At 43.2% G+C, this 12331-nt stretch carries 12 protein-coding genes; 7 read left to right on the forward strand and 5 right to left on the reverse strand.

All coding sequences use genetic code 11. The features are described 5' to 3' along the window. Window positions 1–56 precede the first annotated feature (56 nt). The 5 genes from EDC44_RS06390 to EDC44_RS06410 form a co-directional block, all read right to left on the reverse strand. Window positions 57–1028 (reverse strand): peptide ABC transporter ATP-binding protein, encoded by a 972-nt coding sequence (locus tag EDC44_RS06390; protein ID WP_131976524.1) that lies wholly within the window; start codon window positions 1026–1028, stop codon window positions 57–59. Further along, window positions 1021–2004, reverse strand: coding sequence for a dipeptide ABC transporter ATP-binding protein (gene dppD, locus EDC44_RS06395; RefSeq protein ID WP_131976526.1), 984 nt, complete (start codon window positions 2002–2004; stop codon window positions 1021–1023). Before dppD ends, EDC44_RS06390 begins: the two co-directional genes overlap by 8 nt. A gap of 8 nt (window positions 2005–2012) precedes the next feature. Further along, window positions 2013–2921 (reverse strand): ABC transporter permease subunit, encoded by a 909-nt coding sequence (locus EDC44_RS06400; protein ID WP_131976528.1) that lies wholly within the window; start codon window positions 2919–2921, stop codon window positions 2013–2015. A 19-nt stretch (window positions 2922–2940) separates the two neighbouring features. After that, window positions 2941–3945: an ABC transporter permease subunit gene (locus EDC44_RS06405; protein WP_131976530.1), complete on the reverse strand. Its 1005-nt coding sequence runs from the start codon at window positions 3943–3945 to the stop codon at window positions 2941–2943. Between the two features lie 105 nt (window positions 3946–4050). Next, complete coding sequence (locus EDC44_RS06410) at window positions 4051–5649, reverse strand: ABC transporter substrate-binding protein (protein WP_131976532.1); 1599 nt, start codon at window positions 5647–5649, stop codon at window positions 4051–4053. A 282-nt stretch (window positions 5650–5931) separates the two neighbouring features. On the opposite strand from EDC44_RS06410, the gene purM reads away from it, so the two are divergent. The 7 genes from purM to corA all read left to right on the forward strand — a co-directional run bounded on the left by purM (window position 5932) and on the right by corA (window position 12309). Then, complete coding sequence (gene purM, locus EDC44_RS06415) at window positions 5932–6963, forward strand: phosphoribosylformylglycinamidine cyclo-ligase (protein WP_131976534.1); 1032 nt, start codon at window positions 5932–5934, stop codon at window positions 6961–6963. Continuing rightward, window positions 6963–7604: a phosphoribosylglycinamide formyltransferase gene (purN, locus tag EDC44_RS06420; protein WP_131976536.1), complete on the forward strand. Its 642-nt coding sequence runs from the start codon at window positions 6963–6965 to the stop codon at window positions 7602–7604. Before purM ends, purN begins: the two co-directional genes overlap by 1 nt. A 134-nt stretch (window positions 7605–7738) precedes the next feature. After that, window positions 7739–8275: a bifunctional pyr operon transcriptional regulator/uracil phosphoribosyltransferase PyrR gene (gene pyrR / locus EDC44_RS06425; protein ID WP_131976538.1), complete on the forward strand. Its 537-nt coding sequence runs from the start codon at window positions 7739–7741 to the stop codon at window positions 8273–8275. 78 nt (window positions 8276–8353) lie between these two features. Next, on the forward strand, window positions 8354–9298 hold the full coding sequence (locus EDC44_RS06430) for a peptidylprolyl isomerase (protein WP_131976585.1): 945 nt from the start codon (window positions 8354–8356) through the stop codon (window positions 9296–9298). A gap of 72 nt (window positions 9299–9370) precedes the next feature. Further along, window positions 9371–10237 (forward strand): 16S rRNA (adenine(1518)-N(6)/adenine(1519)-N(6))-dimethyltransferase RsmA, encoded by an 867-nt coding sequence (gene rsmA / locus EDC44_RS06435; RefSeq protein WP_131976540.1) that lies wholly within the window; start codon window positions 9371–9373, stop codon window positions 10235–10237. A 9-nt stretch (window positions 10238–10246) separates the two neighbouring features. Continuing rightward, the gene (gene apaH, locus EDC44_RS06440; RefSeq protein WP_131976542.1) at window positions 10247–11068 is read left to right on the forward strand and encodes a bis(5'-nucleosyl)-tetraphosphatase (symmetrical) ApaH; all 822 of its coding nucleotides are present in this window, start codon (window positions 10247–10249) and stop codon (window positions 11066–11068) included. A 287-nt stretch (window positions 11069–11355) separates the two neighbouring features. Next, a complete protein-coding gene (gene corA / locus EDC44_RS06445; RefSeq protein WP_131976543.1) occupies window positions 11356–12309 on the forward strand; it encodes a magnesium/cobalt transporter CorA in 954 nt (317 codons plus the stop codon). The last annotated feature ends 22 nt before the right edge of the window (window positions 12310–12331 follow it).

Consider the following 12331-nt stretch of genomic DNA (forward strand, 5'->3'; position numbering starts at 1 on the left):
TCAAATTTTAGTTTAATTTACGATGTCATCTTAAATTAAACTAAAAAATATGAATATCAAACCATAAAACATGCAATCAACACACCGTCGTCGCGAGTTTCCAATTTTGGTTGTTCGGCTCGACAACGGTCGGTGGCTTTCCGACAGCGGGCGTGAAAAGCACAGCCTTTGGGGGGATTTAGCGGGCTTGGCAGTTCGCCTTCTAATTTAATGCGTTCGCGACGCAGTTCCGGTGATAACCGCGGAGTAGCGGAAAGCAAGGCTTGAGTGTAAGGATGTCGTGGATTTTTGAAAATATCCACCGCACTTCCCTGTTCTACGCAACGACCTAAATACATCACCATCACTTCATCGGCGATATGTTCCACCACCGATAAATCGTGGGAAATAAACACATAAGACAAGCCTAGCTCTTGTTGCAAATCCATCATTAGATTCAGCACTTGAGCCCGCACGGATACATCCAACGCAGACACGGGTTCATCTGCCACTACAATATCCGGGTTCAACATTAACCCGCGGGCAATGGCGATACGTTGGCGTTGACCGCCGGAAAACATATGGGGATAGCGGTCGTAAAACTCTGCCCGCAAGCCGACTTTTGCCATAATTTCCAATACACGCGCTTTGCGTTGCGGAGCAGTAAGATCGGTGTTGATCAGCAAGGGTTCTTCTAAAATCGAGCCGATTTTTTTACGCGGATTTAACGACGCATAAGGATTCTGAAACACGATTTGAATTTTCTGCCGACGCAATTTTTGCGTAGCTTTGTCGTTCACCAAAAAGTTTTGTCCGTTGTAATACAATTGCCCTTCGGTGGGAGCCTCAATCATCGTGAGCATCCGCCCCAGCGTGGACTTCCCGCAACCGGATTCACCTACTACCGCAAGGGTTTTGCCCCGTTGCAGAGTGAAAGAGACACCGTCCACCGCTTTTACCATTTTCTTTTCAGCAAACAGCCCTGATTTCACCGGGTAATATTTTTTCAAATTCACCGCATCAAGCAGTGGTGCTTGTGGCTTATTCATAAATCGGATTTCCTTGATTATCTAATGGAAAATGGCATTTTACCTGGCGATTGGCTAATTGCATCAAGTGCGGTTCGATTTTGCGACATTTTTCCGTCGCATACGGACAACGCGGATTTAACAGACAACCTTGCGGTCGGTCGTATTTACCCGGCACAACACCGCTGAGGGATTGCAAACGGGATTTACCTTCGGCAAATTCCGGTAAGGAACGCAATAAGGCTTGAGTGTACGGATGCTTCGGATTTTTAAAAATATCCACCGCACTTCCTTCTTCCACCACTTGTCCCGCGTACATCACGATAATGCGATGAGCCGATTCCGCCACCAACGCCAAATCGTGGGTGATCAGAATCAATGCCATATTTTCCTTTTGTTGCAATTCCAGCAACAAATCCATTATTTGAGCCTGAATGGTCACATCCAACGCCGTGGTCGGTTCGTCGGCGATCAATAACTTCGGTTTGCAGGCAATGGCCATTGCGATCATCACACGCTGGCTCATACCGCCGGATAGTTGATGCGGATAAACATCCAAACGAGAAGCGGGATCAGGAATCCCCACTAACTGCAATAATTCCAAGGTGCGTTCGCGACGTTCTTTTTTGCTCCCGCCTTGATGGACTTTTAAGGCTTCCATAATTTGAAAACCGACGGTATAGCTTGGATTTAAACTGGTCATTGGGTCTTGAAAAATCATAGCGACTTCCGCCCCCACGATTTTGCGTTTTTCTTTTTCGCTTAAACGGAGCAAATCTTTATCGTCAAAAGATAAGGCTTCCGCTGTTACTCGGCCGGGGTAATCGATTAATCCCATAATCGCCAAGGAACTCACGGACTTGCCGGAACCCGATTCACCCACAATGCCCAACACTTCGCCCTGTTTGATTTCATAACTGATACGATCCACTGCTTTAAACGGCGTGCTTACATCGCCGAAATGCACGGAAAGTTGATTAACGGTTAATAATGACATCACTTCCCCTATTGTTTCAATTTTGGATCAAGTGCGTCACGCAAGCCGTCGCCCATTAGATTGAAAGCAAGCACTAACAAGAGAATTGCTACACCCGGAGTAGTCACTAACCAACTGGCGGATTGCATAAATCCGCGGGATTCTGCCAACATAGTGCCCAATTCAGGTGTAGGCGGTTGAGCCCCGATCCCTAAGAAACCTAAGGCCGCCAATTCTAAAATAGCGTTGGAAATCCCCATCGTCATTTGCACGATAAGCGGAGCCAAACAGTTTGGCAAAATCACGATAAACATCAAGCGGAACACGCCTGCACCGGCTACGCGGGAAGCGGTGACATAATCACGGTTCACTTCATTCATCACCGATGCACGGGTTAAACGCACATAGCTCGGAATCGACACCACGGCAATGGCGATGGCTGCATTCATTAACGACGGACCTAAAATCGTGACCACGCCGATAGTGAGCAACAGGCTCGGAATCGCCAGCATAATATCCACGAAACGCATAATGATAATGTCCAGCATACCGCCGTAATAACCGGCCAATAGACCTAAAATCACGCCCAGTACGCAAGATAATGCCACGATGATCATCCCGATAAACACCGATAATCTCGCCCCGTAAATAATGCGGGAAAGAATATCACGGCCAATATCGTCCGTTCCCAATAAGTGAGCAGAATCACCATTTGCCATCCATGCCGGCGGCAATAAAAGTGCGGTACGATTTTGCACAATTGGATCATAAGGGGAAATAAAATCCGCAAATAGGCACACAAAAGTGACCAGCACAATAAAGACCAAGCCAATCACCGCACCACGGTTTTGTTTGAAATAATACCAAAATTCCTGCAACGGAGTTTTCGGAGCAGGAGAAATCATTTCGGTGACGACTGTTTCAGTTGTATTCGTCATTCAAATCACTCCTAAAACGTTACTGGTGACGAATACGCGGATTCACCACGCCGTAAACCAAGTCCACAGTTAAATTCACAATAATAATAATGGTGGCGATAATCAACACCGAACCTTGCAACACAGGATAATCGCGGGCATTAATGGCATCGATAATCCATTTGCCGATGCCCGGCCAAGAGAAAATATTTTCCGTTAATACCGCTCCGGATAACAGCTGCCCTACAATCAAACCGACCACTGTCACCACAGGGATTAAGGCGTTACGCAGGGCATGAACGACAACGATCCGTATAGTGCTCAAGCCTTTGGCTTTGGCGGTACGGATATAATCTTCGCCCAACACTTCCAACATGGCGGAACGGGTCATGCGGGTTATGACCGCAAGGGGAATCGTGCCCAATACAATAGCCGGTAAAATTAAAGATTTCACCGCCGCCACAAAAGCACCGGGTTCATCGGAATTCCACGTGTCAATCAACATAAAGCCGGTAGTGGTGTCGATCCAATATTCCGATGGCAAACGTCCGCCCGCAGGCAGACTCAGCGGAGCGGCCACATATAAAATCAAAATCAAACCCCACCAGAAAATCGGCATAGAATAACCGGTGAGCGATAGCGATGTAATAATATGGGATAACCAGGATTCTTTTTTCACCGCCGCAATCACACCAAGAGCGATGCCCACAACGAGAGACCACAATAAAGCAAAAAACGCTAATTCAACGGTGGCCGGAAAGAGTGTGAAAAACTCTTTTAATACCGGTTCGTTATTACGAAAAGACTCACCAAAATCCCCCTGCAACACATTGCCTACATAAGTGAAATATTGTTCCGGCAGCGGGCGGTCAAGCCCAAGCTGTTGCATCATTTGAGCGTGCACTTCCGGACTTACGCCACGCTCGCCCATACGGATTTCGATAGGATCACCGGGAATCAAATGAACTAAGGCAAAGGTCACTAATGTAATGGCTAAAAAAGTGGGAATCACCATTAAAATGCGTTTAAAAATAAACTTAAACATATTAAAAAGAACTCATTTCTAATAAAGTGCGAAGCATTTTATAAAATATTTAGAAAAGTGCACCGCACTTTTTAGTTTAATTTGGAATAAGTTATTCCGAATCGTCTATCGAGCCAGATCTACACCATAGAACGGGTGCAAACCGAACGGACTCAATTGGTAATTCAACACTTCTTTGCGGATCGGTTCGTACACCGTTGAGTGTGCAATGGTAATCCAAGGTGCTTGCTCTTTGAAGATCACTTGAGCCTGTTCATACAGCTTAGTCCGCTCTGCTTTATCAGACACTTGGTTGGCTTTCACCACTAATGCGTCAAAGTCTTTATTACACCATTTTGCATAGTTAGACCCGTTTTCCACTGCCGAACAGCTTAATAAAGCATTAAAGAAATTATCCGGATCACCGTTATCACCCGTCCAACCCATCATACCCGTCGGAGCGTCGCCGTTACGCATACGTTTTAAATATTCGCCCCATTCATAGCTCACGATTTTGGTTTTCACACCAACCGCTTCCCAATCTGCCTGAATCAACTCGGCCATTCGACGGGCATTCGGATTATACGGACGAGAAACAGGCATTGCCCAAATTTCCGTTTCAAAACCGTTTTCAAGACCGACTTCCTTTAACAAGGCTTTGGCTTTTTCCGGACTATAATCGTAGTCTTTCACTGCATCGTTGTAAGACCAAATTGTCGGCGGAATCGGATTTTTTGCCACCTGTCCCGCACCTTGATAGACGGAAGTCAAAATCGCCTCTTTGTTCACTGCATAGCTTAATGCCTGACGCACTTTTACATTATCAAACGGTGCTTTTTGTACGTTGAAATGCAGATAACCGATGTTCAAGCCGGATTGATTCAACAAATTGATTTTATCGTCTTTTTTCATGGCTTCGATATCTGCCGGATTCGGATAAGCCATCACTTGACATTCGCCTTTTTGCAATTTGGCATAACGTACGGACGCATCCGGTGTGATCGCAAACACTAAGCGATCAATCGGGGCTTTGCCTTGCCAGTATTCATCAAAGGCTTTATAGCGGATTGCCGAGTCTTTTTGATAATCCACAAACACAAACGGCCCGGTACCGATTGGGTTGGTATCAATGACATTTAATTTACCACTTTTAGCTAAATGCTCGCCGTATTGCGCCGATAAAATCGATGCAAAATCCATCGCCAAATTTGCTAAGAATGGTGAATTTGGCACATTTAAAGTGAATTTCACCGTGTATTCATCAATTTTCTCTACGGATTTAATGATATTCGGCATATCCATACCGATGAAATACTCGTAACCGCCACCGGATACTTGATGATACGGATGATTTTTATCTAACTGGCGATTAAAGGAAAACAACACGTCATCCGCGTTAAAATCCCGTGTCGGTTTAAAATCTTTATTGGCATGGAATTTCACGCCTTTACGCAAATGGAAAGTATAGGTTAAGCCATCGTCCGAAATATCCCATTTTTCCGCTAAAGAAGGAACAATATTGGTTGAGCCTTTTTCAAAGGCTACCAAGCGATCATAAATTTGCTGACCGGAGGCATCAATACTGGGACCATCCGTCACTAACTGCGGATTAAAATAAGACGGCGAAGCTTCGGAACAATAAGTTAAGGTTTTCGGCGCGGCAAACGCACCACCGGACATAACCACGGCTAACGCCGCCAAAGAAAGCTTGGTACTTAATTTCATAAACGTTTCCTTTTTGTTTGGGTTGATTGATATTGTGTCGAATATTTATTCTGTTTATTGTTTTATCACAAATTTAAATTTTTTCCAGAAGTAACCGCACTTTTATTGTGAATAATTGAATATTTACTGAATATTCTCTAAATCCATACCATAAATAGTGCAAACAAATCAAAAACGGCTTGAATCGGCAAAATTTTGTGAATAAATATCGCAAACAATTGCCTTAATCTGTATAATCAAGCGGATTATTTTTCCCTTTCCATTGTTATAGGAACAAAAACCGTGAGCAAATTAAGTTACAAAGATGCAGGCGTTGATATCAATGCCGGTAATGAATTAGTTGAACGAATCAAATCCCACGTAAAACGCACTACCCGTCCTGAAGTAATGGGCGGTTTAGGAGGATTCGGCGCGTTATATGCATTACCGACCAAATATAAAGAGCCGGTTTTGGTTTCCGGTACGGACGGTGTGGGTACAAAATTACGCCTTGCCATTGATTTAAAAAAACACGACACCATCGGTATCGACTTGGTAGCAATGTGTGTGAATGATTTAGTGGTGCAGGGGGCAGAACCGCTATTTTTCTTAGATTACTACGCCACCGGCAAGTTAGATGTGGATGTAGCGTCCAATGTAATTAAAGGCATTGCTAACGGTTGCGAACAGGCCGGTTGTGCTTTAGTCGGTGGTGAAACCGCCGAAATGCCGGGAATGTATCACGCCGGAGACTACGATTTAGCAGGTTTCTGCGTGGGCGTGGTAGAAAAATCCGAAATTATTGATGGTAGCAAAGTGCAAGCAGGTGATGCGTTAATCGCATTGGCTTCCAGCGGTCCGCACTCTAACGGCTATTCTTTAGTGCGTAAAGTCATCGAAGTGGCAGATGTAGATCCGTCAGTAGAACAATTAGATGGCAAAGCCTTAGGTGATCACTTATTGGCACCGACCAAAATCTATGTGAAATCCGTTTTAAACTTAATCAAAGAAGTGGATGTTCACGCTATCGCTCACTTAACCGGTGGCGGTTTCTGGGAAAACATTCCGCGCGTATTGCCGGAAAATACCAAAGTAGTGATTGACGAGAAAAGCTGGCAATGGCCTTCTGTGTTCAACTGGTTACAACAAAAAGGCAATATCGAAACCTACGAAATGTACCGCACATTCAACTGTGGTGTAGGGATGGTAATTGCTCTGCCACAAGCAGATGTGGAAAAAGCATTGGCGGTATTAGCTCAATCAGGCGAACAGGCTTGGCTGATCGGACAAGTGGAATTCGCTACAACTGACGAAGAGCAAGTGATCATTCGCTAATGAAAAAAATTGTTGTACTGATTTCAGGTCAAGGCACGAACTTACAGGCAATGATTGATGCCTGTAAGTGCGGTGAGATTCCGGCAAAAATCGTTGGTGTAGTAAGTAATAAAGCCAATGCTTATGGCCTGCAACGGGCAAAAAGTGCGGGCATTTCTATCCAAGTTTTTGAACGCAAAACCTTCGAAAATAACTTATCCATGGATTTAGCCATTGCAGATTATATCGAATCCCTTGGAGCGGATTTAGTTGTTTTAGCCGGTTATATGAAAATTTTAACCGCCGCGTTCACTCAACGCTTTGCCGGTAAAATCTTAAATGTTCATCCCTCTTTATTGCCGAAATATCCCGGTTTGCAGACTTATCAACGGGCTATTGAAGCCGGTGATACGGAACACGGTGTGACCGTGCATTTTGTCAATGAAGAAGTGGACGGCGGCACCATCGTGCTACAAGCGAAAGTACCGATTTTTCCTGATGACACGGTTGATGATGTGGAAGAGCGTACTCGCGAGCAAGAATTGCGTATCTATCCGTTAGTCGTAAAATGGTTTACACAAGAACGTTTGACATTGGTAAACGGCAAAGCCTATTTGGATAATGAACTATTGCCGCCGCAAGGTTATGCCAGTGATGAATAATCTGATTCATGCACAAAAATCCCGCAATGTCGGGATTTTTTTATTAGGCAATAATGCTCTTATATAGTTATTTTCGCTAAACTATGCTATGTTAGACACAATATTTTGAACCTTTATTAAGCAAATTCAAGAATATGGAAAAAATCATTATTGACGGAGATCAGTTCAATCGGACAATCTCTCGAATTTCTCATGAAATCATTGAAAAACATAAAAAAATTGATGATATCGTAATTGTAGGCATTAAACGCCGCGGTGCGGAAATCGCCGAGTTAATCCAACGAAAAATCGCCGAATTAACCAACGTTAATTTGCCTTCCATTGATTTAGATATTACGTTTTATCGTGACGACTTGGAATATGCTGAAAGCGGACTATCTCCCGTATATAGCGGTGCATCGGATTTTGTTAGCGTGCAAAATAAAACCGTGATTTTGGTGGATGACGTGTTGTTTACCGGGCGAACCATTCGTGCCGCACTGGACGCTTTAGCGGATTTCGGCCGGGCAGCCAAAGTGGAACTGGTCATTTTCGTGGATCGAGGCCATCGTGAATTACCGATTCGAGCGGATTATGTAGGCAAAAACGTGCCAACCAGTCGCAATGAGAAAGTACAAGTTCGTACACTAAAATTTGACGGTTGCAACGAAGTGGCATTAATTACCCCTTAACACACGACAAATTGAACCTTTTTTTAACTTTGCACTCTAAAAGAGCGGTGCATTTATAAAAACTTTTTAATGGATATGATAAGAATGAACTTAGTAAAATCAGCATTATTAGCCATCTTAGGATTAGCAGTAGCAACGGTAAGCATTGCGGCAGAACGTGTGGTTGCCACGGTTAACGGCGATCCGGTACTGGAAAGCCAAGTGCAATCCGCATTAGGCAAAAAAGCTAATAATGAAGCAAACCGTCGTGCGGCAACAGATCAAGTAATTGATAATATTTTAGTACAACAGGCAATTAAAAATTCCGGTGTAAAAATTACCGCGGCACAAGTAGAACGTGCGATTGAAAATATTGCGGCACAAAATGGCATTACCTACGGTCAATTATTGGATGCCATTGAATATCAAGGGATGAATATCAATCAATACCGCCAACAAATTGCTCATCAAATGTTGATGGCGGCAGTGCAACAACAAAATTTCGGTAAAAATGTGGATGTCACCCGCGAACAAGTAGAATCACTGGGTAATCAAATGTTTAACCAAGCTAAAGAAAGCGGTAAATTACAAGAAGTCACTGCGACGGAATATAATGTGCGTCATATTTTATTGAAAACTAATCCGTTATTAAACGATAACAAAGCCAAAGCAGAATTAAGTAAAATCCGCAGCGATATTATTTCCGGCAAAATCACGTTTGCGGATGCGGCAAAAAATTATTCTAAAGATTATTTGTCCGGTGCTAACGGCGGTAGTTTAGGTTATGCTTTGCCAAACGCTTATGTCGGGGCATTCCAAAATACTATTGTAAAAACCAAGAAAGGGGTGATTTCCCAGCCGTTTAAAACGGAATTCGGTTGGCATATTTTAGAAGTCGTTGATACCCGCCAAAGTGATGTGACCAAAGATGTTTATCTGCAAAAAGCTTATGAACAAATTGTAAATAAGCAGTTGCAGGAAGAATCCCGCGATTGGGTGAAAGGCCTAAGACGAGGTGCGGATATTCAGTATCTTAATAATTAAATATAAAAATCCCAACTTCGGTTGGGATTTTGCTTTATAATCAGCATAAAATTTCAAAACAAACAAATAACTATGAATTTAAAAAAACATTTAGGCCATACCGCCCGCAAACGTTTCGGGCAAAACTTCTTACATGATGACAATGTGATTCAAGGTATTGTCACAGCCATTTATCCGCAAAAAGATCAATTTCTGCTGGAAATCGGTCCCGGTTTAGGGGCATTAACAGAACCCGTGGGCGAGCAGGTGGATCACTTAACCGTAGTTGAACTTGACCGCGATTTAGCCGAACGGTTACGTCATCATCCGTTTTTGCATCAAAAACTCACAGTGATCGAAGCGGATGCAATGCAATTTGATTTTGCTCAACTGTATGTCGATGAAAAACTGGCTGAGAAAAATCAAAAATTACGGGTATTCGGTAACTTACCCTATAACATCTCCACGCCATTGATGTTCCATTTATTTAAATATCACGATCTGATTCAGGATATGCACTTTATGTTGCAAAAAGAAGTGGTAAAACGTTTGTGCGCAGCCCCTAACAGCAAGGCTTACGGCAGATTGACCATTATGGCACAGTATTTCTGCCAAGTCATGCCAGTGCTAGAAGTGCCGCCGACGGCATTCAGACCTGCACCGAAAGTAGATTCCGCAGTAGTGCGCCTGATTCCGCACCAAACCTTACCGCATCCTGCCAAAGATCTGTATTGGCTCAATCGTGTCACTACGCAAGCCTTTAACCAACGTCGCAAAACCCTGCGTAATGCCCTTTCGAGCTTATTTAGTGCAGAACAACTGACGGAATTAAATATTGATTTAACCGCTCGTCCGGAAAATCTTTCCATTGCGGATTATGTTCGTTTAGCCAACCGGTTGGCTGATAATCCGCCGTTAAATATGGATACCACAGCCCTGCTGATAGACGATGATGAATAAGGAATCGCGATGGCAAGCTATTTAGTGGGCGACTTACACGGTTGTTTTGATGAACTGCAACGATTACTGGATAAAGTAAAATTTAATCCTGCTTCCGATACTTTATATCTAACCGGCGATTTGATTGCCCGAGGGGATAAATCACTGGAATGCTTACGCTTTGTGAAAGCCCTTGGTTCATCGGCAAGAACCGTATTAGGAAACCATGATTTACACTTACTTTCCACCGCACTCGGCATTAAAAAAGTGAAAACCTGCGATCATGTCGATGCAATTTTTCAAGCAGAAGATTTTATCGAACTCATGGATTGGCTACGCCACCAACCTTTGCTCGTGCATAATGAATCTGAAAACTTCGTGCTGACTCATGCAGGTATCAGCCCCGATTGGGATTTAAATACGGCAAAAAGTTGTGCTAACGAAGTGGAAAACATCTTGCAAAACGGAGATTTCCATTGGTTGTTGAATAATATGTACGATAACCATCCAGAACGTTGGAATGCGTCATTGCAAGGCTTGGAACGCTTGCGTTACAGTATTAACGTATTGACTCGTATGCGGTTTTGTTATTTAGATCACCGTTTGGATTTTGACTGCAAACTGCCCCTGAAAGAAGCTCCGGCAGAGTTGACCGCTTGGTTTAATTTAGACAACCCGCTCTATAAACAAACTAATATTATATTCGGACATTGGGCCAGCTTGGTGGATGAACCGACGCCTAAACATATTTATGCCTTAGACAGCGGATGCGTATGGAATAATCGTCTTACCATGCTACGCTGGGATGATCAGCAATATTTTGTACAATCTGCAATGAAAAACTATGGATAATACTTGACGAATAAGCATTTCAAGCGTAACATTCGCACCGATTTTAGTAATATGAGGACACACACTTTGGACAGTCACAGTCGATACCGATTTAAGTTTAATATCATTTAATGACTAACCGTGTTCTCTCTTTGCTTATCGACATGGTTGGTCGGTAAGTATCTTATACTTCCCCTTAAATCTTTCTAAAATAACGAATTTTTTGACCGCACTTTAGGGCATTTGTTATTTTGGCTTTCTTTTGTTCATTGGTTTATCGTGTTCATAACCTATGAGGTCTATGAAAAATGATTAATGCTTTTGCTTTAAACGAAGCCCGTCTTTACCGTATTGACGAGCTTAGTTCACATTTAAATGATGCTATTTGGCTTGATTTGTTAGAACCTACTGAAGAAGAACGGGAAATCTTGCAAGAAGGCTTAGGGCAAAGTTTGGCAACCTATCTTGAATTGGAAGATTTGGAAGCATCTGCCCGTTTCTTTGAAGACGAAGACGGTTTGCACCTGCACTCTTTCTTTTATTGTGAAGATGAAAACGATTATGCGGATATCGCCACCGTGGCGTTTACCGTGCGTGACGGTCGTCTATTTACCTTGCGTGATCGCGAATTACCGGCATTTCGTTTATACCGTATGCGTTCCCGCAGCCAACGTTTGCAGGAATGCAATGCCTATGAATTGCTGTTAGATTTATTTGAAACCAAAATCGAGCAATTAGCGGATGTTATTGAAACCGTGTATTCGGATTTGGAAAAATTAAGCCGCGTGATTTTAGACGGCAAACAAAAACAAGGCGAAGCCTTTGATGAAGCTTTGGCATTATTAACGGAACAAGAGGATGTCAGTTCCAAAGTCCGTTTATGTTTGATGGACACACAACGTGCATTGAGTTTCTTAGTACGTAAAACCCGTTTACCTGCAGGTCAGTTGGAACAGGCACGCGACGTATTGCGAGATATCGAATCTCTGCAACCGCACAACGAATCCTTATTCCAAAAAGTTAACTTCCTACTGCAAGCGGCAATGGGTTTTATCAATATCGAGCAAAACCGTATTGTAAAAATCTTCTCGGTTGTTTCCGTGTTATTCCTACCACCGACATTGGTAGCCTCCAATTACGGAATGAACTTTCAAATAATGCCTGAACTTGGATTTAAATATGGTTATCCGATGGCACTCGGCATGATGGGGTTGGCGGCATTTCTACCTTATTGGTATTTCAAACGTAAAGGCTGGTTGTAAAAATTTCTCAAAAACAAACCGC

Source organism: Cricetibacter osteomyelitidis (genome assembly GCF_004340985.1).
Taxonomy (GTDB): Bacteria; Pseudomonadota; Gammaproteobacteria; order Enterobacterales; family Pasteurellaceae; genus Cricetibacter; species Cricetibacter osteomyelitidis.